This is a genomic window from Methylobacterium sp. AC690, from assembly GCF_979256535.1.
Genome location: NZ_CEEDOX010000004.1, coordinates 240,376 through 266,498, shown reverse-complemented (window position 1 = coordinate 266,498; position 26,123 = coordinate 240,376). Strand labels below are relative to the sequence as shown.

The 26,123-nt window shown below is 63.8% G+C and carries 40 protein-coding genes; 22 read left to right on the top strand and 18 right to left on the bottom strand.

The annotated features are described in order from the left end of the window. Positions 1-36 precede the first annotated feature (36 nt). From AC0IY1_RS06770 to AC0IY1_RS06685, 18 genes are all read right to left on the bottom strand, one after another. Complete coding sequence (locus AC0IY1_RS06770; RefSeq protein ID WP_471768609.1) at positions 37-1,152, bottom strand: tyrosine-type recombinase/integrase; 1,116 nt, start codon at positions 1,150-1,152, stop codon at positions 37-39. A 280-nt stretch (positions 1,153-1,432) separates the two neighbouring features. Continuing rightward, a complete protein-coding gene (locus AC0IY1_RS06765) occupies positions 1,433-1,732 on the bottom strand; it encodes a hypothetical protein (protein ID WP_471768607.1) in 300 nt (99 codons plus the stop codon). After that, positions 1,725-2,243, bottom strand: coding sequence for a hypothetical protein (locus AC0IY1_RS06760; protein WP_471768605.1), 519 nt, complete (start codon positions 2,241-2,243; stop codon positions 1,725-1,727). Before AC0IY1_RS06760 ends, AC0IY1_RS06765 begins: the two co-directional genes overlap by 8 nt. Further along, a complete protein-coding gene (locus tag AC0IY1_RS06755; RefSeq protein ID WP_471768603.1) occupies positions 2,240-2,575 on the bottom strand; it encodes a hypothetical protein in 336 nt (111 codons plus the stop codon). The genes AC0IY1_RS06760 and AC0IY1_RS06755 overlap by 4 nt, the downstream gene beginning before the upstream one ends. A gap of 205 nt (positions 2,576-2,780) precedes the next feature. Next, entirely contained in the window at positions 2,781-2,939 is a 159-nt protein-coding gene (locus AC0IY1_RS06750; protein WP_471768601.1) for a hypothetical protein, read from the bottom strand. Further along, a complete protein-coding gene (locus tag AC0IY1_RS06745; protein WP_471768599.1) occupies positions 2,936-3,883 on the bottom strand; it encodes a hypothetical protein in 948 nt (315 codons plus the stop codon). Before AC0IY1_RS06745 ends, AC0IY1_RS06750 begins: the two co-directional genes overlap by 4 nt. Then, positions 3,870-4,331: a hypothetical protein gene (locus tag AC0IY1_RS06740; protein WP_471768598.1), complete on the bottom strand. Its 462-nt coding sequence runs from the start codon at positions 4,329-4,331 to the stop codon at positions 3,870-3,872. Before AC0IY1_RS06740 ends, AC0IY1_RS06745 begins: the two co-directional genes overlap by 14 nt. Then, a complete protein-coding gene (locus tag AC0IY1_RS06735; protein WP_471768597.1) occupies positions 4,328-4,777 on the bottom strand; it encodes a hypothetical protein in 450 nt (149 codons plus the stop codon). Before AC0IY1_RS06735 ends, AC0IY1_RS06740 begins: the two co-directional genes overlap by 4 nt. Further along, entirely contained in the window at positions 4,774-5,265 is a 492-nt protein-coding gene (locus AC0IY1_RS06730) for a hypothetical protein (RefSeq protein WP_471768595.1), read from the bottom strand. Before AC0IY1_RS06730 ends, AC0IY1_RS06735 begins: the two co-directional genes overlap by 4 nt. Beyond that, positions 5,262-5,660 carry a recombination protein NinB gene (locus tag AC0IY1_RS06725; RefSeq protein ID WP_471768594.1) on the bottom strand — a complete coding sequence of 133 codons (399 nt, stop codon included), beginning with the start codon at positions 5,658-5,660 and terminating at the stop codon, positions 5,262-5,264. The genes AC0IY1_RS06730 and AC0IY1_RS06725 overlap by 4 nt, the downstream gene beginning before the upstream one ends. Further along, positions 5,657-6,373, bottom strand: a complete 717-nt coding sequence (locus AC0IY1_RS06720) for a hypothetical protein (RefSeq protein WP_471768593.1) — start codon at positions 6,371-6,373, stop codon at positions 5,657-5,659. The genes AC0IY1_RS06725 and AC0IY1_RS06720 overlap by 4 nt, the downstream gene beginning before the upstream one ends. Positions 6,374-6,599: 226 nt before the next feature. Then, positions 6,600-6,911, bottom strand: a complete 312-nt coding sequence (locus AC0IY1_RS06715; RefSeq protein WP_471768592.1) for a hypothetical protein — start codon at positions 6,909-6,911, stop codon at positions 6,600-6,602. Next, on the bottom strand, positions 6,908-7,129 hold the full coding sequence (locus AC0IY1_RS06710) for a hypothetical protein (protein ID WP_471768590.1): 222 nt from the start codon (positions 7,127-7,129) through the stop codon (positions 6,908-6,910). The genes AC0IY1_RS06715 and AC0IY1_RS06710 overlap by 4 nt, the downstream gene beginning before the upstream one ends. Further along, positions 7,126-7,341 carry a hypothetical protein gene (locus tag AC0IY1_RS06705; RefSeq protein WP_471768588.1) on the bottom strand — a complete coding sequence of 72 codons (216 nt, stop codon included), beginning with the start codon at positions 7,339-7,341 and terminating at the stop codon, positions 7,126-7,128. The genes AC0IY1_RS06710 and AC0IY1_RS06705 overlap by 4 nt, the downstream gene beginning before the upstream one ends. Position 7,342: 1 nt before the next feature. Next, positions 7,343-7,558, bottom strand: a complete 216-nt coding sequence (locus tag AC0IY1_RS06700) for a hypothetical protein (protein WP_471768586.1) — start codon at positions 7,556-7,558, stop codon at positions 7,343-7,345. Beyond that, positions 7,558-7,911: a hypothetical protein gene (locus tag AC0IY1_RS06695; protein WP_471768585.1), complete on the bottom strand. Its 354-nt coding sequence runs from the start codon at positions 7,909-7,911 to the stop codon at positions 7,558-7,560. Before AC0IY1_RS06695 ends, AC0IY1_RS06700 begins: the two co-directional genes overlap by 1 nt. Before the next feature lies 1 nt (position 7,912). Continuing rightward, complete coding sequence (locus AC0IY1_RS06690; RefSeq protein ID WP_471768584.1) at positions 7,913-8,062, bottom strand: hypothetical protein; 150 nt, start codon at positions 8,060-8,062, stop codon at positions 7,913-7,915. Between the two features lie 393 nt (positions 8,063-8,455). After that, complete coding sequence (locus AC0IY1_RS06685; RefSeq protein ID WP_471768583.1) at positions 8,456-8,764, bottom strand: helix-turn-helix domain-containing protein; 309 nt, start codon at positions 8,762-8,764, stop codon at positions 8,456-8,458. 443 nt (positions 8,765-9,207) lie between these two features. Here AC0IY1_RS06685 and AC0IY1_RS06680 point away from each other — a divergent pair, with 443 nt between their 5' ends. The 22 genes from AC0IY1_RS06680 (at position 9,208) to AC0IY1_RS06575 (ending at position 24,957) form a co-directional block, all read left to right on the top strand. Next, positions 9,208-9,432, top strand: coding sequence for a hypothetical protein (locus AC0IY1_RS06680; RefSeq protein ID WP_471768581.1), 225 nt, complete (start codon positions 9,208-9,210; stop codon positions 9,430-9,432). Further along, positions 9,429-9,854 carry a hypothetical protein gene (locus tag AC0IY1_RS06675; RefSeq protein ID WP_471768579.1) on the top strand — a complete coding sequence of 142 codons (426 nt, stop codon included), beginning with the start codon at positions 9,429-9,431 and terminating at the stop codon, positions 9,852-9,854. The genes AC0IY1_RS06680 and AC0IY1_RS06675 overlap by 4 nt, the downstream gene beginning before the upstream one ends. Positions 9,855-10,125: 271 nt before the next feature. Continuing rightward, positions 10,126-10,518, top strand: a complete 393-nt coding sequence (locus AC0IY1_RS06670) for a hypothetical protein (protein WP_471768577.1) — start codon at positions 10,126-10,128, stop codon at positions 10,516-10,518. 34 nt (positions 10,519-10,552) lie between these two features. Then, entirely contained in the window at positions 10,553-11,044 is a 492-nt protein-coding gene (dcd, locus tag AC0IY1_RS06665) for a dCTP deaminase (RefSeq protein ID WP_471768575.1), read from the top strand. After that, the gene (locus AC0IY1_RS06660; RefSeq protein WP_471768573.1) at positions 11,041-11,430 is read left to right on the top strand and encodes a RusA family crossover junction endodeoxyribonuclease; all 390 of its coding nucleotides are present in this window, start codon (positions 11,041-11,043) and stop codon (positions 11,428-11,430) included. The genes dcd and AC0IY1_RS06660 overlap by 4 nt, the downstream gene beginning before the upstream one ends. Beyond that, complete coding sequence (locus AC0IY1_RS06655) at positions 11,420-11,677, top strand: hypothetical protein (protein ID WP_471768572.1); 258 nt, start codon at positions 11,420-11,422, stop codon at positions 11,675-11,677. The genes AC0IY1_RS06660 and AC0IY1_RS06655 overlap by 11 nt, the downstream gene beginning before the upstream one ends. 2 nt (positions 11,678-11,679) lie before the next feature. Further along, positions 11,680-12,606, top strand: coding sequence for a helix-turn-helix domain-containing protein (locus AC0IY1_RS06650; protein ID WP_471768570.1), 927 nt, complete (start codon positions 11,680-11,682; stop codon positions 12,604-12,606). Positions 12,607-12,610: 4 nt separating this feature from the next. After that, positions 12,611-13,138, top strand: coding sequence for a hypothetical protein (locus tag AC0IY1_RS06645; protein WP_471768569.1), 528 nt, complete (start codon positions 12,611-12,613; stop codon positions 13,136-13,138). 194 nt (positions 13,139-13,332) lie between these two features. Beyond that, positions 13,333-13,581 carry a DUF551 domain-containing protein gene (locus AC0IY1_RS06640; protein WP_471768567.1) on the top strand — a complete coding sequence of 83 codons (249 nt, stop codon included), beginning with the start codon at positions 13,333-13,335 and terminating at the stop codon, positions 13,579-13,581. Then, the gene (locus tag AC0IY1_RS06635) at positions 13,578-13,769 is read left to right on the top strand and encodes a hypothetical protein (protein WP_471768566.1); all 192 of its coding nucleotides are present in this window, start codon (positions 13,578-13,580) and stop codon (positions 13,767-13,769) included. The genes AC0IY1_RS06640 and AC0IY1_RS06635 overlap by 4 nt, the downstream gene beginning before the upstream one ends. Further along, positions 13,769-14,254 (top strand): 3'-5' exoribonuclease domain-containing protein, encoded by a 486-nt coding sequence (locus tag AC0IY1_RS06630; RefSeq protein WP_471768565.1) that lies wholly within the window; start codon positions 13,769-13,771, stop codon positions 14,252-14,254. The genes AC0IY1_RS06635 and AC0IY1_RS06630 overlap by 1 nt, the downstream gene beginning before the upstream one ends. 26 nt (positions 14,255-14,280) lie before the next feature. After that, on the top strand, positions 14,281-14,841 hold the full coding sequence (locus AC0IY1_RS06625; RefSeq protein ID WP_471768564.1) for a hypothetical protein: 561 nt from the start codon (positions 14,281-14,283) through the stop codon (positions 14,839-14,841). A 697-nt stretch (positions 14,842-15,538) separates the two neighbouring features. Continuing rightward, positions 15,539-16,027 (top strand): P27 family phage terminase small subunit, encoded by a 489-nt coding sequence (locus AC0IY1_RS06620; RefSeq protein ID WP_471768562.1) that lies wholly within the window; start codon positions 15,539-15,541, stop codon positions 16,025-16,027. After that, positions 16,006-17,553 (top strand): terminase large subunit, encoded by a 1,548-nt coding sequence (locus tag AC0IY1_RS06615; RefSeq protein WP_471768679.1) that lies wholly within the window; start codon positions 16,006-16,008, stop codon positions 17,551-17,553. The genes AC0IY1_RS06620 and AC0IY1_RS06615 overlap by 22 nt, the downstream gene beginning before the upstream one ends. Positions 17,554-17,564: 11 nt before the next feature. Further along, positions 17,565-18,794 (top strand): phage portal protein, encoded by a 1,230-nt coding sequence (locus tag AC0IY1_RS06610; RefSeq protein WP_471768560.1) that lies wholly within the window; start codon positions 17,565-17,567, stop codon positions 18,792-18,794. Positions 18,795-18,808: 14 nt separating this feature from the next. Then, positions 18,809-19,471, top strand: a complete 663-nt coding sequence (locus tag AC0IY1_RS06605; protein WP_471768558.1) for an HK97 family phage prohead protease — start codon at positions 18,809-18,811, stop codon at positions 19,469-19,471. Positions 19,472-19,475: 4 nt separating this feature from the next. Next, positions 19,476-20,663, top strand: coding sequence for a phage major capsid protein (locus tag AC0IY1_RS06600; protein ID WP_471768556.1), 1,188 nt, complete (start codon positions 19,476-19,478; stop codon positions 20,661-20,663). 57 nt (positions 20,664-20,720) lie between these two features. Next, entirely contained in the window at positions 20,721-20,945 is a 225-nt protein-coding gene (locus tag AC0IY1_RS06595) for a hypothetical protein (protein ID WP_471768555.1), read from the top strand. Position 20,946: 1 nt separating this feature from the next. Further along, positions 20,947-23,295 carry a phage head spike fiber domain-containing protein gene (locus tag AC0IY1_RS06590; protein ID WP_471768554.1) on the top strand — a complete coding sequence of 783 codons (2,349 nt, stop codon included), beginning with the start codon at positions 20,947-20,949 and terminating at the stop codon, positions 23,293-23,295. Then, the gene (locus AC0IY1_RS06585) at positions 23,292-23,999 is read left to right on the top strand and encodes a hypothetical protein (protein WP_471768553.1); all 708 of its coding nucleotides are present in this window, start codon (positions 23,292-23,294) and stop codon (positions 23,997-23,999) included. The genes AC0IY1_RS06590 and AC0IY1_RS06585 overlap by 4 nt, the downstream gene beginning before the upstream one ends. Then, positions 23,996-24,340 carry a hypothetical protein gene (locus tag AC0IY1_RS06580; RefSeq protein WP_471768552.1) on the top strand — a complete coding sequence of 115 codons (345 nt, stop codon included), beginning with the start codon at positions 23,996-23,998 and terminating at the stop codon, positions 24,338-24,340. Before AC0IY1_RS06585 ends, AC0IY1_RS06580 begins: the two co-directional genes overlap by 4 nt. Beyond that, complete coding sequence (locus tag AC0IY1_RS06575) at positions 24,337-24,957, top strand: hypothetical protein (protein ID WP_471768550.1); 621 nt, start codon at positions 24,337-24,339, stop codon at positions 24,955-24,957. Before AC0IY1_RS06580 ends, AC0IY1_RS06575 begins: the two co-directional genes overlap by 4 nt. Positions 24,958-26,123: the final 1,166 nt, after the last annotated feature.

The window sequence follows — 26,123 nt, the reverse complement described above, 5'->3', positions numbered from 1 at the left end:
CGCCGCAAGTCCAACAGAAAGTTGGACAACTCTCATCTATTTCAAGAGAAAATCGCCCGCTCGCTCAAAGTCGATGAACGCCATGCCGCCGTGGGCTAATCGTTTCTGCTCGGCTTTCCTCGTGTACAGCTCGGCCATCTGCGACGTGCGCCAACCGAACATCGCCATCAGTTGCTTCACGGTTGCCCCGTTCTCAGCGGCGATCGTAGCTCCAGCCTTCCGCAGGCCATGCGCCGAACAGTGTGGCAGGCCAGCCTCCACGCAGCGGTCCTTCAGCCAGTTACCGAAGCCGTTGGACGTGAACGGCTTGCCGGCGTGCGTCACGAGGAACGCCGTTGTCCCGGTTACGGGTGTACCGCTGATGGCGGCTGCCAGCACCGGCAGAACTGGCACCTCAAGGGTCATCGGGTTCTTGTTCCGGCCCTTGTGCTGGGTGTAGCGCAGCCAACCGCCATCGAAGTGCTGCGGTCCGAAGAGGACAACATCCGAACGCCTCCCGCCCGCGAACAGGAGAAGACAGAGGGCGAGGTACGCTTTGCTGCCCTTCGGATGGCGCTCAATGTACTGCTTGACCTCGGGAATGGACCAAGTGTGATGCCCGTCCGTGGCGACGACGATCTTGCCGACGTCGCGGGCCGGGTTGGTCGCGACAAGCTCGATCTCTTTCGACGTTGCCCATTTGAAAACGCCTCGGATCGCCTTCAATCTGTTGTTTGCGCCCTCTGGCGTTGCCGCTTTTCGATCCCGAAGGATGCGGATTGCGACGGTTGTCATGCGATCAACCGGGAAGTCGGCATATGTCCGATCAGATCCCGGCTTCAGCGGCTCGGCAAAGGTTGCTTCCAACGATGCGCGGCGCCGAGTGCGGGTCGCCACGTCCAGCCCTCCGAAGGCCACCGAACTGAAATACTGCTGACATAGCCAGCGCCACGATCCTTCGGCTGCGCCATTGCCCGCGCGCTTCGGCTCAGGGGCCTCCGCAGCCATGGCAACTTCGTATGCTGCCATGAAGTCTGGCGCCCAGGGCGTTCCAGAAAGCCGCACTTTCGGCAGCCCCTTCCTGCGGAGGTAGATCCGCACGTTGCCGTAGCGATCGACATCCTCAACGCAGTAGCGCGGGAGTTTACGGGGCATGGTGGCGGCCTGCTTCATACTTGCAGGTCGCTCCATACATCGTTCTTCGGCTCGGCTTCAGCATCCTCCGCAGCGATGGCCGACCACGCGCGCTCAACGGCCCCTCGATCCCAGATAGTGCGCGAACCGATCCGCTTTGGCTTGGGCATCCGCCCGTCCCGAACCATGGCGTCATACATCGTCGTGCTGACCCCGATGAGCCAAGCCGCCTCGACCCTGGAGAGACCGAACGGCATGACCCCCGGCGGGAGCGGAGAGACACGCAGCGGCGCATCGTCGTTCCGGTAGCCTCTCGCTTTCATGGCTCCCCCTGACGGGTTTGATCGGCGGGTTGGGAGGCGAGGAAACGGGCTTTGCGAAGCAGGCGCAGCCGCCGGATCGCCTCCGTTGCCGGGATGCCTGCGTCCAACAGGTAGTCGTAGCTCTTGATGACGGAGACGGCGGCGTGTTTGACGCCGTGCGGGTTTCCATAGGTCAGTGTCCAACAGATGCCGCCTGTCTTGTATGAAGCTGGGTCAGGCAAGGACATGATGGCCCCGCCACCAACCTCGACGCGCAGGACCATACCGTCTGCCGGATGCTTCTTGGCGTCAGCCATGATGGCTCTCCCCCGTCTCGGGCTTCTGCGTCTCGGCTGGGGCGGTGGCGAGGGAACGGATGTGGCGCTCAACCCACCAGCATTCATCGGCCCGCGTACTTTCCTGGCCGTAAGCTCGGACGTTTTCCTCTAACCGGATGCCTATGACCTTCGCCGCCTCCTCCAGGCCCTGCCGCCTCCCTCGGGCTTCGGCTTCTGCTAGGGCGGCGCGCAGACGAGCGGTCTCGGCTTCTGCGGCTTCGGCGCGGGCGAGATAGGTTTCGGCGTGCCTGGCGTAGAAGCCGCCGGACATCGCGGCCCGATCGCAGGCCTCGTTCGCCACCTTCAGGTCTCCCGTGAGGCGGGCGATCTCCGCGTGTAAACGAGCAATCGGCCCTCGCATCAGGAGATCGACCCAGCGCCGCCGGAGCGGGATCGTCGGGCCGATGCAGGCACGGACCTCGGCGCGGGTGACGGGCGCGACCGCCTCGCGCATCGCCTCCGAGACGGCCGGGGGTGTGGGGGTGGTCATCTCTGCTCCTCAGGCTTGAGGTAGCGGCCGTATTGGACGCGCTTGAAGTCCGGACCGTTCGGGATGCGGTGCTTGAGGATGTCAGATGCATTGCAGACGTACTTGGACCGGAGTTTTACGAAGCACTCGGCCGATGCGTATGCGTCCGCCTGTTCTTCCAGGCCGCACGCAGGGCATATGCGGATCGTGGAAAAGCTGCCGTGCCCTTCTCGATGCAGCACGAAGGTATGAGGGCACTCGGCCTGAATAGCCTCTGCGGTTGCTACGAGCGCAGCTTTCGCGTCCGAAACAACGGCAACCGCCTGCGTTATGCGGGGGTCAAGTTCAGCCATAGCTACCGCCCCTCCCTTACCGCAGGGACAGAGACAGGGCGCAGGTCATCGGGCGACACCGGGAAGCTATTCCCAATATGGTCTGCCAGCCTGACCCACACCGCGCCGCTTTGCTCGTTGACGCTCACGATACGGACGCGATGCCAACGGTCTACGCCCTCATACGGGTAATTGATTTTGTGCAGGTCTCCGACCTGAAGCGCAGTCATCGCCACACCTTCAAAGCAAAAGAGCCAATCCGAGCGACAAACCAATTCGGCCCGCGCTCGATGTAGAACAGGCGCTTGGCCTGTGTGGGTATTCTGCGGTGCGCAGAGTAGCCGCGGATCACGTCGAACTTGATGCCGGTCTGTGGAACTCTCATCGCCCGCCCTCCTGTGTCTGAGCCTCACCCGGCACATCGCCTACGGGTCCGGGGAGGGAGGCGAGGGCCTTGCGGACACGATCTCGCAGGTTCCATCGAGCGCGATAGATGTCTTTGCCGAGGCTGTCGCCGGGCCGCTTGTCGTTGTCGTCGGGGTGCTCGGCGTACTCGTTGCCAACCGGGTGCTCAAGGCTGCTGTCAAGCAAGTCGCGCACTACTGCAACAAGCTCGGCAACGTGTGCCCCGTCCTCCCGCACGGGGGCTGCGATGGGTGCGGACGGGGTGAGGGCGGCGCAGATGCCCTTAATCTCGGCGTCGACAAGAGCGTACATGTGGAGCTTGTCTTCGTAGGAGATGTCCTCCCGCAGGTAGCCGCCCATTCCGAGGCTACCGATGATGTCGCCCGACCAGATCGCTAGCTGATCGTCGTGACAGATGTCCGCAGGCCCCGTGCTGTCGGGCGTGGGCGAGACTGGCGGCGTGGGGGTGGCGGCCAGTGGAATATCAGCGCGGACGTATGGTGCCTGGGTCGGCAGTTTAGGCCAGCGTCCGAAGCTAACCCGCCCGTGCTCGTTCTCGAACCAGAGCCATTCCGGCTGACCCCGCCGCTCGGCGCACAAATCTCGGGCTGCCTGAACGACGTGGTCGTCAACACCGGGCCAGTCCGCACCCACGCCCCGGCTCGCCTCGGTCCCGTTGGGCTGGGGGGCGAGTGCGGCGAGCGCCTTGCGAGCCCGATCCCGCAGGTTCCAGCGGGCGCGATAGATGTTCTTGCCCAAGCTATCGCCGGGGCGCTTATCGTTGTCGTCAGGGTGCTCGGCGTACTCGTCGCCGATTGGATGCCCTAGACTGCTGTTTAGCAGGTCCGTGGTCGCTGCCACCAACTCGGCCACCCCCTCCCGCTCGCCCGCCTTGTCCGGTGCCTGTGTCTTATCGTGTGCCATCGTCTGCTCCCATCGGGGTGAGGGCGGCGAGAGCTTTTTCGAGCCGGTCCACCTCTGCTGCAAAGAATTGGATGCAACTGGCAGGGGTGCCAACGTATCCAGCCTCGTCTCGCGCTTTGGCGGCGTCGTTGAACGCTGCCTTGATCTCCTCGGCCGCCCGCGTTGCCTCGCCCGCCTTGTCCGGTGCCTGTGCGGGGGTGAGGGTCTCGAAGCGGCCGTCGCGGAACTCCTCAGGGCGCCGGCACCAGAGTTTGCCGGTCTTGACGCAGCGGTAAACGACAAGCTTGTGCCCTTCATATAGCCCGATCCATTCGCCGAACCGATCGCTATCGCCGTTGCTGACCTGCGCCTCAGCCTCGCCGAGCACCTCGTACTCAGTGCCGCGCTTCAGGTGGCGCACGCGCTCCAGCGCCGTCCGCAGGTCTTGATCTTGAGAGGGTGAAGTCATGGCCTGCGATCCCTGAACGTGTTGCGAGATTGGAGGGGGCGGCCCGTAGGCAGCCGATGCTTTGGTTTTCGAGATGGTGGCGGCGGCTCGCCTCTGTCCTTCGCCATCAGTCGGCGCCGGAACTCGTTCTCTTTTTCGGTGAGCCGGCGATCGTGAGCGATGTCGCCTGCGTCGGCGCCGCGCGTGGTGGCGCCGGTCCCGAAGGTCTTGGCCGCGTGCGCTTCCTTGGTCATCCAGACCAAGTGCGCGGGGTCGTGCTGGTGCGGGATGTGCTCGCCGCTCGGGCTGATGTCGCGCAGGGCGAGCGCTGGGACGTGGTCCAGTTCGAAGGCCGGAGTGACCTCCACCGGGATCATGCCGAGCTTCTTCATCAAATCGGCGCAGAGCTTCAGCGCGAGATCGCGTTGCAGCTTCATCGGAACGGCGCGGCGGGGCTCGGGCTTCATGCCGCTCCTCCGTATTGATGAATTCTCTGGCCGCGCGGGATGCCCTTGCGGTGCGTGACCAAAGGCGCCTTCACCGCGGCTTCATGCGACCAGCCTTTGCAGATACGCATGTGTAGCGTTGCGTATTTCATCCCCGTCCGCTCAGCCCAAACCGACAAAGGATGGGTCTCTCCGTCTACGGTCAGGAGCACATTGTTACGTTTATTCCGGCCCTGCTCCTCGCGGGTCGCCCATCGACAGTTATCGGGCCCGTAGCCCTTATCGTTGTCCTCTCTTTCTAGTGTCATGCCTTCCGGTGGGTCGCCCATGTCGCGATGGAAGGCGCTGAACTTGCTCCAAGCTTCGCACACACGGATGCCGCGACCGCCATAGTTCTGAAAAGCAGGGCTATTCCGATTTCTGCATCTGTCATTCATCGAGCACCAAACGTTGTATGCTGATGACCCCTTCAGGCCGTGGTGTTCGCGCAAACCTCGTGATTTGGTCATGCGGCCACTCCGACGTGATCGCTGACAACGACGCCATTCTCGGCGCACCAGCAGAGGATGAGTTCGATCAGCTCGGACATCTCAGCCTTAGACAGATCCGAGGAGGATTGACCGATCGGTAGGAAGCCGGAGCCGTCGAGAGACGGGATGAACCGCGTCTCCTTGCCGAGGGCGTGCATGAAGATGCACTTCCAGGTCTCGGTCGGGTAACGCTGGCCGCAGTGGGTCTTCTGGGTGGCGACGTCGGTCAGAAGCGCCCACAGATGAGAGTTCTGCGGCAGGGTCCGCTTCGGCTCCTTGAACTCGACGCGGGTCCCTTGGGGGAGCGCATCGACCCAACGGTGAGCGCGCTGGCGGACCTCTGGGTTGGCGAGGATGAGGAAGGCCCGGCTCATGCGGCAGCCCTCTGCTGGTACTGCGGATGCTTGGCGAGAGCGTCTTGGACGAGCTTCTGAGCCTCAGCCGTCATGGTGGCCTTAGCAGCCTCCCACTCCGGCGTGCGGAAGAGAGCGCCGAGATCCGCGCGGCTTTCGCAGGCCTGGACCTCGGCAATCCAGCCAGACGCTTTCGCTTTGTCGTCCTCAGTCGGGCCAGCCCCGCTGGTGACGAGCATGGGCGCCTGAGCTACCGGGGCGCGGCGCTCGTTGGCGATCTCGCGCTCGACGCTGGTGACGTACTTGTTGTCGTCAAAAAGCCCCATGTGCACGTCCGCCGACATGCCGAGGTGCTTCATCGCGTTGCCGATAGCGTCGGTGTAGGCTTTCTTGAAAGCCTCATCGTCCATCGTCATGCCAGACGAGAACTTCTTGACGACGAAGTCGCCGCCGACCCCCGGAATGTCCTGAGAGCGCATGCCGCTCTCGTCCAAGAACCAGAGATTTACCCAGCAGTAGACAGCGACTTGGCCGTCAGGACCGGAGATGGTCTGGAATGTCGGCTGGGAGACCCCCCAGCCCACACCGCAGGGGCCGAACGTTTCGGTCATCTTCTGATCGGTATAGATCGGCTTGATGGCCGTGCCTTTGAAGCCCCCGCCTCGGGTGAACTTCTTGGTATGCGCCGGGTCAGTGCGGCCGAGGGTGTCCCAGATCTTAAGGTTGCTGCTCATGGCTGCGGCGCCTCTGCGCTACGGATCGGGGTGAAGCGGTTGCAATTCCCGAAGGCATTGACCCGCTCGCAAAGCTCAAAAGGAGCTTCCGGGGCGTAGGACTTGGCTACAAACCGGAAGGTGAGAGGCAGCGGGAAAGCTGCGCACCGCCACTTGTAGGGACGGGCATCGTCCTTGCTCAGACGGTGCAAGAAATCGCATTCGGAACAGAAGACGGGCTCGGCACTCATGGCGCTTCCGCCTTGTGGAGCGCAGCACGGATCTTCGTCAGGGCGCTTTCGCCAGTTCCCGTAACCGAGAACTTCTCGTGCATGTAGCCGATCTGCGCGATGGCCTCGTAAAGCGCCGCCACCAGATCATCGTGGGCATTGCAGGCGCGAACGATGAAGGCGGCATTGGCGTCACCCTCGCCCTCGTCTTCACCATTGCCGTTTGACAATTCACCGCAGATCCAAGTGTCAACCGACAAAATGCACAAGCTACGGCGGACAGGCGATGTCTCTACGCGCCAAGGCGTCGGAGTGTGCTTCGCGTTCATGCTGCCAGATCCTCATGCTGCGGATGGATGATGCCGAGGGCGGCGAGAGCCTGATCCTCAGTGTCGAAGCGGTGGGCGATCCACTCGCCTCGGTTCCAGATCTCCCAGGCGTCGCAAGAGGTTTGCGGGGGGATCAGGATCGCAATCCTCTCAGTGCCTCGCATGACCCAGGAGGAGGGCATGCCCGGTACGGGATCGAGGGTGAGGCCGGCGCTCATTGCGACGGCCCCGTCGGGTAGGGCTGCCAATGGCTCGGGTTGACGGGTCCGGTGTCTAGCTGGTCAAACCACCACCATCCGGAGGGCTGGAACTCGTCGCCCTCGTCATCAAGGCCGTCGTCATAATATCCAGGGTGAACTTCGCCATCGAAGGCGATGAGCACGCATGTGCCGTCAGTCGGCGCAGTGTCGATTGTCTGCCAATCGCTCATCTCAGTACCCCACGAATGACTGGAAGCCGGACTGGTAGTCCGAAGGATTAGCTGGATGACGCAGGGCAGCATCGCGGGCGCCGTGGCGCTCAAGGATCGCGAGGACTTCGCCAAGAAGCTCGTCGCGGGCGACGGCATCACTGTCTTTCGGATTGACGTAGCCGCCGAGGGCGTTGATCTCGGAGTAGACGAGATCAAGGGAGGAGGGCGCGTTCATCAGCGCACCGCCGACTGACGAAGGACGTCATAGACAGTGAGCTTGTGCTCATCGTCAGGATCTCGGCCGATGGGCTGCGGCTTGAACTTGCGGCGACGTGAGGTCGTCTGACCGGCAGCGATGGCGTTCTCAACGATCACCTTCGCGGCGATGCGGCTCGGCAGACCAAGACCACCGTAGAGGTCTTCGCGAGTGGTCGGACTAGCAGCATCGGCCGGCGCGAACTGAGCGTACCAGAGACCGAAATAGCAGTAGACGTTGCCGACGACCGTACCATCCTTGGTGTACTCGGACGTGGTCTTACTGGTGTCGTCCCAGCAATCGGCCTGGATGATCGGGTTTCGAGCCAACATCTCAAGCCTCCCCAGCGCGGGGGGCGAGAAGGCGGCCGACGATCAGCGCGCCGAGGGCGCACACAGCCATCAGACCGAAAGCGACGGTCAGGCTGGACGCGATCAGCGCGTCATCAGCAGGAAGGGAGTTGAGGTAGGAACCGAAGGGCAAGGCGCTCTCCATGGCCGGAAGCCGATGGAGAGATACTATCCACGGAACGTGGACGCGTCCAGCCCTATTTCCACGATACGTGGATTTTTATTCGTTCGTGCTCCGTTCTTTAGCCGCAGAATAGGGCGGTAGATTTTTCCTTATGACACGTTAAAGTGCAATTCCATACACCTGAACTGGAGCAAAGATGCCAAATGGCTCAGACGCCAAGAAGCTTTCGGACGCTCGGGCGAGAGGCCTCGCGCTGCAGCTTGCGGTGCAATTGCCGCAAAACCCGCAGGAAGCGCGCGCGGTTGTGGACCATCTGAACTGGCTTGTGCATCACTTCTTGGACCAGCAGCCCGCCGCGCAACTTCCAGCGCGAATGCCACCCAAGCTCATAAGTGGTGGGAACTAAGCCGCGGCGTGACCTGGCATCGCCGCTTTGATTTTCTCAGCAATTGCGTGCGAAAGCCCGCTGAGATCGCCGTGGTAGAGCCAATTGAAATCCACCCGGGCAGCGCCCGCGGCCTTGATGACGAGAACGGCAACCTCGGGCTTTAAGAGGTTGCGCCCGCTCTCGTAGCCTTCGAGGCGGGTGTTCGAAATCCCGCAGGCCTCGGCAAACTCTTTTTGCGACAGCCCTAGAGCTTCACGCGTCAGCACCAATCGCGCCCCGATTTGAGATTTGCTCTCGGGCGCTTCTGTCGTGTTCGCTGTCATGCCCCGATTGTAAAAAGATGGCCGTTCACCAGCCATCACCGATTTGTGGACTTGACCAATCCACGTTTCGTGGATTAGGTTGGGGACATGAGCAAGCGACCTCAGCCCCTCCTCACAACGGACGACGTGATCCGGGTTATCGGTTCTGCCGAGATCCGCCGCATCACTGGGGCATCTACAAGAGCCATTTGGAACTGGAAGACGAACGGCCGCGGCCGCTTCCCTGCCAGCACGCACATGGCGATCAGTCGGAAGCTTCATGCTCTCGGCCTTGAGGCTCGCACTGACCTCTGGAGCGGTCTCGACCGCATCCCGGCAGCCTCTTCCGACCTTCCCCAAGTCATCAGCCCCGCAGGAGCCTGACCATGAGCACCCTCGCTCTGATCGCAGCCCCGTATGTCTATGTCTGCGCTGTGTGCGCGGGCTTCATGGGAGCCTGAGCCATGCCAGCTCCGCGTATTGCCGGCTATAACGAAGCCTTCCTCGACGAGTACCATCATCCCACCGTCGTTCGGTCGGTGGTGACGCGCTGGCTCCGCGGCATGGATACGCTCGATATTGCTGAGGACTGCAGCTTCGCGGAGAGCACTGTTGCGGGCATCGTCGCTCGCTATCAAGACCGTCGATATGCTGCGCGGACTGCTCAAGCGCCGGCTGCCCAGGCATGAGCGGCCGTAGCGTCATCTTCGCGACACGCAATGCCGGGCGCATCTCTCTTCGGAAGCCTGATGCTGTCGTCATCGACATTGTGCATCAAACGGTCTGGCAGGCTGGCGAGGCTTGGTTCGTTTCCTCCCGCGGTCATCGTGACCCGAACCGCAAGCCGGTCAATGGCTGCCTGAATTTCAAGTTCGTCGTCATGCTGATCTGCGGTCATGGCGGCTTGGTCTCCTATGCCGAGATCCATCACGCATTCTGGGGGCACTCCGATGAAGGAGGTCCCCTAGATCCGGCGCGGTATCTGTCTGTTCTGCGTAACCGCGCCGCCCCTTTGTTTCACTGGCTCGGTCTTGAGGTCGGTATTCGGTATGGCGCGGGCTTCCTGCCTGTTCTTGCTGACCGCCCTCGGCCCTTTGCTGAGGCAGCTTAGATGCGCTGCCCTCAGATCCAGTTTCAGTTGTTCTGCTTTCCGACGAGGCTTGCCGGCCCCGATGGACTGCTCATTGACGGACGGGCGATCGCTACGGCTTGCCGGCCGGTAGCGCTTCCCTCCTTCGCGTACCCGCTCGATGTGCTCCAACCACGAAGCATCGGCGGCAATCTCGAATTCACCATGTCGCCCGGCCGGGATGCCTCTCTCGGTCACTGCACCGTCTCCCCGCTCGCTGCTGAGGATCACTCAACACCGATCGGATCTGACGATGTGCAAAACCTGTTTGCGGGATCTGCAAATGGTCACGGCTGAAGTCATTGAGGCCAAGGGCCTCGCCAGCGAAATGCTGCGCTGGGAAAGCCGCGGCCCCGGCGACACGGACAACGCCCTGCGCCGGATCGCCCAGCGCCACGGCATCGAATACGGCGCCCTCTGGTCGCTTCGCTACCGGGCTCCCAAGCGCATCTGGGCAGACGTCGCGAACGCCATCGCGGCTGCCTACGAAAACGAGCGTCAACGCCAACTAAGAAAGCTTGCCCATGACGCCGAGATCACCGCCGCCGTCGCCGGGGCTCGTAGCCCTCGTGTTGCTAAGGCTCGGGCTGTTCTTCGACAGGCAAAAGGCAAAGCTGATGCGATGGCGTCGGAGGGCTCGCAATGACTGATGTCTTTCGCTGTACTTTTGGGGGCCGCCCGTGATCCTGCCCGATTACATGATCCGTGAGCGTCGGCTGCCTCTCTATGGCGGCGAGGATCGGCCTATGGTCGTGCCGTTCCTTGAGCGGCGCGTGCATGAGACCGGGTTGAGCTTCGGGCTGTCTCACGCCGGCTACGACGTGCGGATCAAGCAGAACCGCACCCTGACGCAGGGCGAGTTCTGCCTTGCCTCGACGATTGAGCATTTCGTCATCCCGAATGACGTGATGGCCTTCGTTCTCGACAAGAGCACGCTCGCTCGGCAGGGCATCAGCTTGTTCAACACCTGCCTCGAGCCCGGCTGGTCCGGCTACCTCACGCTCGAGATCACCTGCCACGCGCCCGGCCCCGTGCTGCTGCGTGCCGGCCAGCCCATCGCCCAGATCGTCTTCCACCAGATGATGGCCCCGCCCGAGCGCACCTATGCGGGTGGCAAGTACGACAATCAGCCCGATTGCCCTGTCTCTGCGATCCGCGAGGCAGTGGCATGATCTCTTTCACCGTCTCCATGCCGCCGAGCGTGAACGTGCTCACTCGCAACGTCACTGGCGTCGGCCGGGTAAAGGCATCGGCCTACAAGAAGTGGGTCAAGGCCAACGAGTGGATCGTCGCGCTGGCGGCTAAGGACGGTCGGAAGATCACTGGCCCTTACGCGCTCATCATCCAGATCGGCAAGCCGGACAATCGCCCGCGGGACATCGGCAACCTCGAGAAAGCCGTCAGCGATCTCTTGGTGAGCATCGGCGCCGTCCGCGACGACAGCGATTGCCAGCGCATCCAGATCGGCTGGTCTGAGCACCATGACGACTGCTTCGTGCAGGTCATCGAGACCCAGCCTGTCCCTGTTCGCAAGCGGGGGCTCGCACATGCCGGATAACCTCTTCGACGGCCTCGGCCCTTTCCAGGACGGCCTCACCAACGAGCGCCGCGGCAAGCTGGCTCTACGCCTCACCAGGGCTTGTGAAGTCGCTCCTGAGGCTCACGCAGCCCGCCAGATACTTGGCGACGTCACGAACAGCGATCGTCGTGACGAGGCCCGCCGTCTGCTCAACGCCATGCCCGCTTTGCCGCGCCGGTACGTCCTGGCCCGCTTCGCGACCCTGTCACGCCTGTCTCGGGACTGACCATGAGCAATGACGTCCTGAACTGGGCAAAGCGCGTCACGGCCGGCGGTCAGACCCGCAAGGCCGTCCTCCTGCTTCTCGCGGACTATGCCGACGAGAAAGGGCGCGCTTGGCCCTCTCAGGGCACGCTGGCCGAAACCCTTGAGATGAGCGAGCGCACGGTGCGCACCGCGATCAAGGAGCTTGTCGAGGCTGGCATCATCAGCCGGAAGGCCCGCTGGCGGGATGACGGCACCCGCGGCACCGACATCCTGAAGTTCGACATGGATGCTGTTAACCGGAATGAGCTGCCGGTTATCAATCAACCGGCAAATGGCGCCGAGACAACCGGCAAATCCCGCCAAATCAACCGGCAAATGGCGCCAACACTACCGGCAGCTCCTGCCGCTAATCCCTCACAAGGGGAACCACCACAAGGGAACCACCAATCGAACAGTTCCGAAGCTAACGCTTCGGGCACGGCTGAAGCCGAGCCGATCGCGATGCCGCTCCGGGATCGTCTCTGGCTCGAGGGGCCGGCAGCCCTGGTCAGCATTGGCGCTTCCGACAAGCCCTCGAGGCAGATGATCGGGCGCTGGCTGCGAGACAACGACGGCGACGCCGGTCGCGTCCTCTGGGCCATCGAGGAGGCCGTCGCGAACGGCACCGGAGATCCCATCCCCTACGTCACCCGCCTTTTGTCCGACAGGAGAGCCGACCATGCCCAAAGCACTGGCCCTAATCCCTCGCGCTTCGGCGGCGGAACCAAGTTCGATCATGTTGGCGCCGGCCTGGCTCTCGGAACAGATGCATTCTGTCAGCGACCTGGGTTCGGATCGTATCACGATGGTGGGCGGTCAAATCGTGAAGCGAACGCCGACGATGCCGGCGCATCTGATCCCTACGGACGAGCAACGGTCACTTATCTCCCAGCATATCGCCGAGCTTAAGGCGATGGCGCGGCTCAGCAGTCCCCGAGAGATCGCCCCAGTGATCGGCGAACTCCTACTCGCCTACTCGCCGCAGCGCGCCGATGCGCAGACGACGGCAGCCAAGACCAAGGGCTACCTTGAGGCGCTATTCGACGTGCCGCTTTGGGCAACTCGAGAGGCCCTGGCACGCTGGCAGCGTGGCGAGGCCGGAGGCGACATTCGTGAAGACGAGTACAGCTTTGCCCCGTCGACCGCCCGGCTGCGCCGTTTAGCCCTCCGCATCGCATCGGTTGCCGCTGGCAAGGCTATGCGGCTCGAGCGCGTCCTTGAGGCCGAGCCGGATTATGTGCCGACCGAGGCGCAGCGCGAAGCGAATGCGGCTGGTCTCGAGCAGGCCGCTCGAGATGTAGAGGCCGCGGCCAGCATGGCACCTGCTGCGCAGACTGGGCGGACACCTGCCGAGCAAGACACCGTCAGCATCAACAACCGCTCGCACTGGCAGCGCTGGCTTGCCGAGAACCCGCCGCAAGAGGAGCCATCCGATGCGTAAGCCATGGGAGCCTCAAGATGACCGCCCAGCCCCTTCTTTCAGCAGCCTGCCTCAGCGCGATCAAGACGCCATGAAGGCCCGCCTTGAGGCCACCCTTGCCGAGCTTCGTTCCGCCATCCCTGCGAACGAGCGGATCATGCGGTCGTCTCGGCCCGCCTCCTCAGAGACCCAGCGGAAGACAGAGGGGGTGAGCCATGGGTGAGTGGAAACCGATTGAGACTGCGCCGAAGGACGGGACGCCTGTAGACCTCTGGGTTGTCGACCGGATCGCTGGGATTGAGTGGCGGGAGGTCGATGCTGAGTTCGGCTATGGCCGCTGGCAAACGATGAGCGAGGAGGGCGGCTATGAGGGTGTCGGCCTGCCTGGCATCCAAGACCCGACCCACTGGATGCCGGTTCCTGCTCCTCCCCGTACCCCGAAGATAGAGGAGTGCGCGACGTGAGCGAGCGCGAGATCTTCCGCGGCGGCGGCATCTTTCCGGCCATCTGCGCCGACGACGTGGTCAATGGCGTCCTCTTCACGGCTGAAGAAGGTCAGGACGCGGACGGACAATTCTTCCTGTCCAACCCCGAATGCCGTCGTCTCGGCGAATGGCTCATCGAACGTGCGAACCAAGCGGGAGAGAAGTGATGGGTAAGATCTGGTTCGACACTGAGTTCGTCGAGGACGGCAAGACGATCGACCTCATCAGCATCGGCATGGTGAGCGAGATTGGCGGTACGCTATACATGGAAAATGCCGATTGCGACCTCTCTCGCGCTGACCCTTGGGTGCATGAGAACGTGGTGCCGCATCTTCGTGGGCATCGCTTCAGCCGTGCCACGATAGCCGATGCTGTCCGCATCTTCTGCGGTCAGAAGCCGGAGTTCTGGGCTTACTACGCCGATTACGATTGGGTCGTCCTTTGCCAGCTTTTCGGCCGCATGATCGATCTGCCGGATGGCTGGCCGATGTATTGCCGCGACTTGAAGCAGGAAGCAGACCGGCTCGGCGCTACCCTGCCGAAGCAAGACACGCAGGAGCACTATGCGCTCGCCGATGCCGTCTGGACGCGGGATGCTTGGGAGCATTTGCAGCATCGAGAGCGTGAACTGAATTGGCAGCGCTTCGCCTAACCCGCCCCCGCACAGGATAGAGCCCCATGCCCTACGCCAGCACCCCTGAGAAAGTCGCGGCTCTCCGTATCGTCCCGAAGGCAAGGGAGAGGAATGGACGGGTGCAGCGTCCCACCACCGTCCGCGGTCGCGTCGAGGAAAGCCAAGAGAAGATCATGGCGACCGTCCGCAATCAGCCTCACCGCCGCGGCCAGAAAGACCCTGATGACCCAAAGCTCGGGCATGCTCTCGGCCGGCTCTACAACGAGCGCGCTATCACTCGAGATCAGTACGAGGCCGGAGAGAGATGGAAAACGCTGCACGAGGCCCACGGGCGCGATTGCGAGGGTGTGAGCTATCGTGTTGCCCCTCAGACGCTGGAGGGCGGTGGCGGCCGGTCTACGGCGACGGAAAGGCCGTCCGAGCAACTGGCCGCGCTGCGCAAGGATTGGTCTGCTGCGATGCGGGCGCTGGAGGAGACCGGCGAGGCGCGAGCGGCCTACCAGGCGTTGACCCTGGTCTGCACGCTCGACAGCTATCCTCGCAACGATGATACGCGGGGCGCTTTGCGGGTCGGCCTTAACAGCCTTCATAGGTTGTGGAAGTGATGCGGTTCTGTCCGAATTGCACCGAGCCCATGGATGTCGCTAATGATCCGACCTCCCAGGAGCGCAATTGGATTTGCACCTTATGCGCGGCAGAGGATGGCGATCAGGCAAGCATTGATGTCGTCTGTGGTAGGGGCTTGACAATGACCCTGCGCCGTGGGCAGTGTCTCACAGGGCGCGTTGCGTCTGATGGGCTGGTCCGAAGGGGCTGGCCCTTTTGCGTGTTGGTCCTCTGGTTGGTCATCACCCTCTGATGCCCAAGCCCGAATGGAAGCGCCAAGCCAACCGAGAGCACAACGCCAAGCGCAGGCGAGAGCAGCCCTGGCAGGGTTGGTATAACCTAGCCCGGTGGCGAGCCATCAGGGCACAGCAGCTTCAAGCCCACCCCCTATGCGAGCGATGCCAACGACAGGGCGTCATCACAGCCGCAACGGTCTGCCACCATGTCACCCCGCACAAGGGCGACGAGACCCTGTTCTGGAATGGCCCCTTCGCCTCATCCTGCACTGACTGTCACGACAGGGATGAGCAGGCCCTAGAGAAGGGCGGCAAGGCAAGGCAAGTAGTCGGAATAGATGGATGGCCTCTCGACAGTAGGGTAGGGGGGTATCGAAAGTCTGGAAAGAAAAAGTCTAAAGGGCGGCTGTCAAACTCCCCTTCAAACTCCGCAAGTTTTTCGCGAATTTAGGACAACCCGATGGGTCTGCGTGGACCTAAGCCGAAGCTCGCCGCTATCGAGCGGTTGGAGGGCACCCCCGGCAAACGCCCCATCATTGAGAGCGGCATCGAGGGTCTGGGCGATGCGTTCGTGCCGGACCACATGCCGGACGATGCCGCGGCCTGCATCGAGGTCATTAAGGGCTCGATGCCGCCGAAGATCTACTCGGCTTTAGATAGCTACTCGCTCGCGGCGTTCGCGATGGCCTGGGCGATCCACAAGCGGGCCGCACACGAGATCAGCAACCCAGACTTCGCGTGGATCGTGCTCAACACATCGGGCAACGAGGCCCCGAACGGATGGCTCAAAATCATCAACCAGCAAGCGTCGCTGATCGCCAGCCTCGGCGATCGGCTCGGGCTCAATCCGAAGGCCCGCGCCGCGCTGCACCTCCCGGCAGAAAAACCCAAAAGCAAGTTCGACGGGTTGACCGGGCAGACCGTGTCATCCGGTTTATCGAAGCACTAACGGTCCCGAGCGGCGAGGGGCAGGGCGGTCCCTTTATTCTGCGTCCTTGGCAGAAGCGCTTCATCCGCGACATCTACGAGCCGCACGGTGCGGACGGTCGGCGCCTCGTTCGACGCGCCATCCTCAGCATCGCTCGCAAGAACGGAAAAACCGCTCTCATCGCGGCGCTGGTCCTGGCGCATCTCGTCGGGCCGGAAGCGATCGAGAACGGCGAGATCTATTCTGCGGCCAACGACCGCGAGCAGGCCGCCCAGGTGTTCAAGGTCGCCGCGCAGATCGTGCGTGCCGATGCCGAACTCGCCGGCATGGTCCGCGTCGTCGACAGCACGAAGCACATCGCCTGCTATTCGAACGGGAGCTTCTACAAGGCCATCAGCGCTGAGGCGGGCACGAAGCACGGGCTCAACCCGTCGTTTGTCGTCTTCGATGAGTTGGCCCAGGCCCGCAATCGCGAACTCTACGACGTGCTCGACACTTCGATGGGCGCACGCGCCGAGCCGCTGTTCTGCACCATCTCGACCCAGTCCAACGACCCGGAGCACATCCTTTCCAAGCTGATCGACGACGGCCTGACCGGCGGTGACGCATCCATCGTCTGCCATCTGTACGCGGTGCCCGAGGAGACACCGGACGAGAAGATCTTTGACCCGAAGGTCTGGAAGCTGGCGAACCCAGCGCTCGGCGACTTCCGGTCTCTGGCGGATCTCAAGGCCACGGCGAGCAAAGCGGCTCGCATGCCGGCCGAGGAGCCGAAGTTCCGCAATCTCTACCTTAACCAGCGCGTGGCGCCGGTCTCGTCGCTCATCAGCCGGGCCGAATGGACCGCATGCGCGGGCGACGCGACGATCCGCGAGGGTGAAGAAGTCTACCTCGGCCTGGATCTGTCGAGCATCAACGACCTCACCGCCCTGGTGATGGTGAGCGCCGAGAGCGGGACGCGGGTTCAGCCCTTCCTCTGGAAGCCGGAAGCCCTGCTCGAGGAGCACAGCAAGCGCGACTTCGGCAAGGGCATCCAGCGGTTCAAGGAATGGGCGAAGGACGGGCAGCTGCTTACTACGCCTGGCAAGTCGATCGACAAGGAAACGATAGCTCGCTTCGTCGCTGACCTCTGGGGGCGCTATCGCATCCTCGGCATGGCCTACGATCGCTGGCGCATCGACGACCTCATCAAAGAGTTCAGCCGCATCGACTTCGACTGCCACAAGGATGGCGAGAAGGGCGATGGGCTGCGGCTCATCCCTTGGGGGCAGGGGTTCCGAGACATGACGCCGGCCATCGACGCGCTCGAGTTGGCGATCATCGAAGGCAAGCTGAAGCACCCGGCCAATCCGGTTCTGACGTGGAACGTGGCGAACGCGGTTGCGGTCATGGACCCGGCCAATGGGCGCAAACTGGACAAGCAAAAGGCTCGGTTCCGCATCGACGGCGCGGTGGCGCTGACCATGGCCGTAGGCCTCAAGTCGCGAGATCGGACAGAAGACGTTGCGCCTTCCTACCTTGAAACCTCTCCCCTCCTCGTTCTGTAGGCGATGACAGCATGAGTTGGTTCGGAGACCTGATCTCAAGATGGGGGCCGCGCCCGTCTGACGGCGACAACTTCATCCGCAATGTGCCGCGGGGCATCGTTGAGGGCTACATCGCGCAAGACGTGGCCCTGACGCCCGAGAGCGCGCTGCAGCTTGCCGCGGTGTTCTGTGCCGTGCGCGTGATCGCCGAGGGCGTTGCCCAGGTGCCGCTCAAGGTGATGCGGGAGGTGCAGCGCGGCGGCAAGACCTACCGCGAACTCGCCACCGACCAGCCAATCTACAGCATTCTGCACCGCAAGCCGAACTCGTGGATGACGAGTTTTGAGTGGCGCGAGATGATGACGATGCACGCCGTCCTCGGCGGGAACGCTTTCTCGTACATCTCGCGCGTGAACGGCCAGATCGACGAGCTGATCCCGATCCTACCCGAGCTGATGTCGGTCAAATTCGAGGGGGGCACCCTCTCGTATCGGGCGACAATTGACGGTCGGGAACGCGATCTCGACCCCGTCGACGTGTTCCATCTGCGTGGCCCGACCCTGAACGGCATTGAAGGGCTGCCGACTGTGCGGATCGCCCGCGCTCTCCTCGGCCTTTCCCGCGGTCTTGAACAGTCGCAGGCATCCTTGCAGCGCACGGGCGGGCGTCCGAGCGGCATCCTCGCCAACAAGGGCGCCACGCTCTCGCCGGATGCCAAGAACGCGCTCACCGAGGCCTGGCAGAAGAAGTTCGGCGTAGGCGGCGAAGGCGGCATCGCTGTTCTCGACGGCGGCTGGGAGTTTGCTGCGATGACCATGACTGCGGTCGACGCGCAGCTCATCGAGACCCGTCGTTTCCAGATTGAAGAGGTCGGTCGCGCCTTCCGCGTGCTGCCGCTGATGCTCATGGCCGCGGACAAGACGGCCACCTTCGCTTCGTCGGAGCAGTTCTTCATCGCTCATGTCGTTCACACCCTCGACCCGTGGGTGCAGCGCTGGGAAAACACCCTCGACCGCGACCTGATCGAAGACCCGGCCAGCTATTCGCACTTCCTGTTGCAGGGCCTGATGCGCGGCGCCGCGAAGGATCGGGCGGAATACTACACCAAGGCCCTCGGCTCTGGCGGCGCGCCGGCTTGGCACACCCAGAACGAGATCCGGGCCATGGAAGACCAAGACCCGATCGACGGCGGCGACGAACTGTTCCGCGGATCGCAGAACGCCACTAACACGCCCGCCGACCCGGCGCTGCCCGCCGCCTGACGAGGCTTCAAGCAATGGAATACAAGTTCACCGCTCTCGACGATGTCGAGGTGAAGGCAGACGCGCGCACTGTGCGCGGTTACGCCTCCGTCTTCGGCAACATCGACAGCTATAAGGACACCATCGTTCCCGGCGCTTACTCGGCCACGATCAAGGCCAACAAAACCGGGATCAAGATGCTCTGGCAGCACAATCCCGAGAAGGTCATCGGGCGCTGGACGAAACTTGCCGAGGACGACAAGGGCCTAATCGTCGAGGGCGAGTTCACCCCCGGCCATAGCCTCGCCGAGGATGCCTATGCATCCGTGAAGGCGGGGCATGTCGACGGCATCTCCATCGGTTTCAGTATTCCGCCGGGCGGCTCATCCGAGCGCAGCGACGGCGTGCGGGTGCTGAAGAAGATCAACCTGGCCGAGGCCAGCATCGTCACCTTCCCGGCCGACAGCCACGCGCTCATCAGCGCCGTGAAAGCGGCCGACCTTCAATTCCGAGAGTTCCGGAACATGCTGCTCGACTTCGCGCGGGAGCGCGGCCTGCAGATGAGCCGAACAGACGTCGAGACCCTGCTGAAAGGTGGTTTCGACGCACTGACTGCCACGCGGGACGCTGGCGGACAGCCCGAGCCGGAGACGCTGAAAAGCGCCCTCCTCGATGCAATCCGCAAGGCAAGGACCTGACCTCATGGCGGACGATACCGATTTCACCAAGCTCGTGCAGACCGAGATCAAAACGACCTACGAGACCCTGGACAAGAAGACCACGGACCTCGCCGAGGTGATCGACAAGCTCAAGGGCGAGAAGGCCGACACGGTCGTGCTTGAGGGCCACCTGAAGGATCTCCAGACTGAGATCAAGAAGGCGACCGACCGCGCCGACGAGATCGAGCGCAAGGCCAACCGCGCCGGCCTGTTCGGCGGCTCGCAGCCGCAGACCAAGCGCGCCTCGGAGATCTTCGCCGAGAACGAGCAGTTCAAGTCGCTCGGCGCCCGCGGCGGCAAGGGCACGGTGTCGATCGAACTCAAGACGATCATCACCACCCCGACCGCTCCGGCCGCGCGCCATCCGCTCGTGACCGCGCAGCAGGCCGACATGGTCACGCGCGTGAACCGTCCCCTGATGGTTCGCGACCTGATCCCTGTCGGACAGACGAACTCCCAGCTCATCGAGTACGGTGTGCAGGGTCCGCTCGCCACCGCTGCCGCCATCGTCGCCGAGGGTGCTCTGAAGCCCGAGAGCGCGATGACGTGGACTGCCGCGCAGGCGCCGGTCGTCACGATCGCGCACTGGATCCCCGTGTCGAAGCAGGTCTACGACGACGTGCCGATGCTCGGCTCGCTCATCGATGGCGACCTTCGCGTGGGTCTCGAGCAGGTCGAGGAGAACCAGCTCCTGCTCGGCTCCGGCGCCACCGGCAACATGAACGGCATCTACACCCAGCGCACCGCCTACTCGTCGACCGGCATCCCGGCCAACGCGAACATGGTGGATCACATCCGCTGGGCGAAGCTTCAGGTGCGCAAGTCGTTCTTCCCGGCGACCGCAGTCGTGCTCAACCCGCAGGACTGGGCCACCATCGAACTGCTCAAGGATGCCGGCGGCCTCTACCTCTACTCGGCCGTGACGACCGGCTCCGATCCCCGTCTCTGGGGCATGCGCGTGGTCGAGAGCGACGCGATGGCGGTCGGCACCTTCATGGTCGGCGCGTTCTCGCTGGCCGCGAAGATCTGGGACCGTGAGCAGGCGAACGTGGCGATCTCCTCAGAGGATCGCGACAACTTCGTCCGCAACATGCTGACCCTGCGCGGCGAGGAGCGTCTGGCCCTCACCGTGACCCGCCCGACCGCCTTCGTCGGCGGCGCCTTCGCCTGATCCATCGACGCGGGGGCCTAGTGGTTCCCGCGTCGCCTCGTTCTGGGAGGCGCTTCCATGTCCAAACTCGTTGCAAAACACCCGTTCCATCACAACGGAACGACCTACACGGCCGGCGACGAAGTCGAGCCTGCCAACGCCGCCGACCGCAAGCACCTCGAGGAAACCGGCCTGATCGGTGCGCCCGAGGCGAAGCAGGCGCCCGCGCCCGAAAACAAGATGAACGACGCCCCCGACAACAAGGCCGGCGTCGCCTCCTCCTCCCGCAAGCGGAAGCACTGATATGGCTCGTCGCCCTGGCCGCCCGTCCAATCGCCCTGATGGCCGCGCTGACCGGGGCGTCGGCCGTTCCGTTCAGCTTTCCCCCATCGTCAAGGCCAAGAACCTGCCGCCCGTCTGGGCTGGCGGGGGCGGCGGTGGCGTGTCCGCGCCCGTCAACCAGACCCCACCCAGCATCTCGGGAACGGCACAGGTCGGCTCCACGCTTACGCGGGTATCAGGAACCTGGGCCAACTCGCCGACGTCCTTCACCTTCCAGTGGTCAGCGAACGGCACGCCTATCTCGGGCGCCACGGCGACCACCTATGTCCCGGTCGTTGGCGACATCGGCAAGACGATCACGGTCACGACGACGGCCACGAACTCAGCAGGCTCGGCCAGCGCAACCAGCGCCGCGACGAGTGCGGTCATCGCTGCCGCCACTGGCCCAGCCCTGCTGCTCATCATGTGGGGGCAGTCCAACTCTCAGGCGCTCGGCACGGCGACCACAGCGAACGGCGGCTTCAACGCGAGCCAGGTTCTCCCGACTGGCTACAGCAGCCCGAACGCCCGCGTGAAGATCTGGGGCGCGTCCAACGCTTTCGAGACCTACCAGCCCTACGTCAACAGCGAGCAGGGCGACAACGCCGGCACGACCTGGGGTTCGGAGTGGGCCATCGCCTCGGCGTATCTGGCCGACAACCCGACCGGCAACGTCTACATCGTCAAGACCGCGATCGGCTCGACCGGTATCGCGCCCGGCTCATCCCCCCGCTACTGGGCGCCGTCCGGTGGGTCTGGGCAGCTCTACGCCATCCACACCAGCAAGGTTACGGCAGCCAAGGCCGCTCTCGCTGCGCAGAGCGTCACTGTGAACGCCGCGAACACCGTCGTGGTGCAGAGCCAGGGCGAGCAGGACGCCAAGACCACCACCGACGCCGGCAACTACCAGAGCAACCTCAACACCCTGATCGCGCAGGCCCGCACTGACTGGGTCGCCTCGCGCTGGATCATTGAGCGTTTGCACGTCGAGATGACCCAGTCAGGCTTCATCGCTGGCTGGGCGACCGTCTACGCTGCTCAGGGTGCCATCATCACCGCGGACCAGAACGTCGAACTCGTCTCAACCGATGGCCTGCCGCTTGGCGACGGACTGCACTTCACCGCGGCAAGTGTGGATCTGAAGGGCATCCGCACGGGCGCAACCGTCCAGCGCTGGTGGACAAAGGCCCCATTCACTGGCCTGACCAACATCGCCGACCCGAACAACGATCGCTACGCCCGAGCCACGACGGCCGGCGACCTCACCACCATGAAGTCCTGCCTGTCGTCCGACATCCTGGCTGTTGCCACGACGGGCACGACGCAGCGGACCTACATCGACGCGGGCGGAGTGCGCCGGAACAACCTCGCTGCCAACGTGCTGCGCTTCGACTTCACGGGCGGCAAGCGTCGGCTCGTGCACGAGGCCCAGGCGCAGAACGCGCTTCTCTACGGCCGCGATCTCACCAACGCGGTATGGGTCGCCACGAATATCACCGCGGTCAAGGATCAGACGGGCCTTGACGCTGTGGCGAACTCGGCCTCGCGCATCACGGCTACGGCAGCCGCCGGCACCATCACTCAGGCGATCACCGCTACCTCGGCTGTCCGCATCTGCTCGGTCGACGTCATGCGCCTCGTCGGCACCGGCACGCTGGAGATGACGCAGGACTTCAACGCGACGACGCCGACTTGGACGACGCTGACCGTCACCGCCGGCATCACTCGCGTGTCGATCCCGAGCCAGACGCTGACCAGCCCCACGATCGGCTTCCGCATCGCCACCTCAGGCGACAGCTTCCTGATCGACGCAGTGCAATGTGAGGTCGGCGCCTTCGCCACCTCGCCGATCTACACCACCGGTTCGGCCACGACCCGCCCGGCCGAAAAGGTTACGCCTGCCGTTCTGACAGATGCCCTGCAGACCGCAGGCGCGTTCGTCTACCGCGGGCGTCTTGCGCCGGCCACCGCAGCGACCTTCATCGGTGGCGACGGCGGGAACGCGATCCTCGGCCGCACGGCGGTGGCAACCCGCGTCATGTCGATGAACGGCACGGTATCGCTCAGCGCCGACACGACAGGCACGCCCTATACCGGCTCGTTCGGGGTTGCCGTGACCTTCGACGCCACGGGCCGCAGCCTGTCGATCAACGGCAGCGCGCTCGGCACCGACACCAACGTGGTGCGGACCACGGCTACGGGCGTCACCATCGGCGCGGGTTCTTCGACGAATGCCCTCTCGCAGACCGGCGGCACCTGTGATCTGGTTGGCTGGGGTCCGACGCTGGTCGCTGGCACTGCCGTCCAGGCTCTCGCGGTGGCCAATCCGTGAGCATCGTTCGCGACTGGGGCATCTTCGACGACGCCAAGGGCCGGCGCTGCATCGCCTACAACGGCGACTGCGACTATTGCCTGGACGTGGCCGAGGATGGGGCTCAGACCTTCACCCTGGCCGCCCCAGGCGAGCGCTGCGTGGTCCTCGACGGCGGGCAGTCCAAGGTCCGCAACATGGCGGTCCCGTACAACCGGAATGCCGGCAGCCCGGATCGCCTCCCAGTCGGCGTGCCGCTGTTCTTCGAAGGCACGGTGACGATCGAGAAGACCTACCAGCGCCTCACCGCCTGGTGGTTCCTGTTGGCTCAGATCCAGCGCATCACGAACCCGACCTCGCCACCCGTCGCGCTCCAGATCGAGAACGTCGCCGGCATGGAGTATTTCCGAGCTGTTGTCTGCCATCCCGGCGCGACTGGCGGCCTCAAGCTCGACACGCCGCGGGTTGCGGTTCCTCGCGGTACGCCCTTCACCTTCCGCATCGAGTACACCGATGCGGCCGGCGGGCCTGACGGACGGCTCAAGATCACGATCACGCCCGAAGGCGGCTCGCCCAAGGTCATCTGCACCTACACCGGCCCGACCGGCTTCCCCGACAACGAAGGCCTCTATCCCGGCTGGGGCATCTATGGCGCCGACCAGTGGGCCAAGAAGCAACTGCCCCTCGTTCTGCGCTTCACGGACTTGGATTGGGGAGCGCAATGAGTGCTGCCGTCGAAGACATCGAGATCCAGCGCGGCGACAACGACCCTGCCGTGGTCTGGGCAATCGTCGATGACAACGGTCAACCCTTTACAGAGCCGTCATCCACCTTTGTGCTTGTGATCTCGTGGCGTGATCTGTTTATCCGCAAGGACAGCGCGGCCTCAGAGGGGCTTACCTACGACGCCCCTAATGCCACAGTGACGTGGAAGCCGACGACCGAAGAGACCGTGTCTATCCCGAAGGGCCGGCTTGCTTCCTACAGCCTCCAACGCCGCGCCGGCACGGCTCACCGCACTTTCGTTGAGGGGCGTGTCGTTGGCCTGGGGGTGCCCGTTCCATGAGCGGCGGGGTTCGTGTCTCAGTTGCGACAAAGACGCCGATCGTTAAAGTCGCCACGCCCCCAACGCCGAAAATCATCTATGCGGTCGTCCCTGGCCCAGTTGGCGACCAGGGCCCCCGCGGCGATGTTGGTCCTCAGGGGCCGAAAGGTGACGGCCCATTCGGCCAGATCACCTACACCGACCGCACCATCGGCGTTGAAGACAGCTTCGACCCTGGCATACGGCAACGCCTCATCTTCGCGCCGAGCGGTCTGACCACACAGAGCCTGCTCCTGCCGCCCTTCAACGCGCACAACTTCTTCGTCGACAACGTGCTGCGCGCTCGGGCCATGGGCGACGTCTACGACATCACCATCAACCTCGCCGTTCGATCCATGCAAGCCGGTGGCAAGATCCGGGTCGACATTGACAGCGGCTCGCCCCTCGGCCCGCTCCAGACCAGCACCGCGCTTCTGTTCGAAGGCGCCACGGTTGTTGAGCGGGTCACGCTGAACTTCTCAATTCAGGTGCTCAGCACGTTCCTCGCAAACGGCGCCCTGTTCTACCTCACCGCCGATCGGCCGCTGCAGGTCATCAGCGAAACCCTGTTCCTGCGGCCGACGAGCATCCAGCCATGAGCCGGGTCCGAGTTTGGTACGACGCCGTTTGCGATCAGATCATGATCTCAAGCGAGTTGCACTCATTCGCTCCGCGGTCGCTCATCTGCACCCTGAACGGTGGCGGCAGCACCATCCGCATCAACATGCGGGGCACCACCGACACCTTCATCGCGGGTGGTAATTTCGCAGACTTTGGCACTGCTGACGGCGTGTCATTTGAGACGCCAGAGGATGCGAAGGCTTACCTTGACGGCGTGTTTAGCCGAGGTCCGGTAACTCCACTTCAAGGTGAGACTGGGCCGCAGGGTGAGCAGGGGCCAATAGGCCCGACAGGCATTCAAGGACCGCAGGGGGCGACAGGCCCGGCCGGGCCGAAGGGAGATCAAGGCGATGCAGGACAAAGCGGTCAGCAAGGCAGCCCTGGTGCGGCAGGCCCGGCGGGCAGCCAGGGAGTGGCTGGGGAACCAGGACCCGGAGGTCCGAGAGGCCCGCAGGGGGATCAAGGCAGTCCTGGCCCAATTGGTCCGCAAGGCCTGAAGGGCGACAAGGGAGACACAGGTGCAGCCGGGCCTAAGGGCGATACTGGATGGGCTGGCCCGACTGGTGCAACTGGCGCCACCGGCCCCGCGGGAGTTGCTGGACCCAAGGGTGACACAGGGCTCACGGGACCGGTTGGAGCAACTGGCTCGGCTGGGCCAACCGGCGCGCAAGGACTGAAGGGTGAGACAGGATCGACCGGACCCGTCGGCAGTGTTGGAGCTACAGGCGCTGTTGGCCCTCAGGGTCTTACAGGCGCGAAAGGTGACAAGGGTGACACAGGCGCAGCAGGAGCCACCGGAGCACAAGGCCCTCAGGGAACAACAGGAAGCGTGGGTCCGGCAGGGCCTACAGGCGCAACAGGTCAAACTGGCGCGACGGGCGCAACTGGACCAGCAGGCCCGAAAGGCGACACTGGCCCTACAGGCAGCGCGGGAGCCACAGGACTAAAGGGCGACACCGGGGCAACGGGGGCCGCGGGACCGACAGGAGCAACAGGGCCTCAAGGCGTCGCAGGCCCTACCGGGGTAGCAGGCGCTACGGGGGCAACCGGCCCTGCCGGGCCTACCACGGCGGCGCCATCGGTCTCAGCACGAGTTCTAGCTACCGCATTCCAGCCTCACGCAACCAAGCCTGTCCTCGTCAGC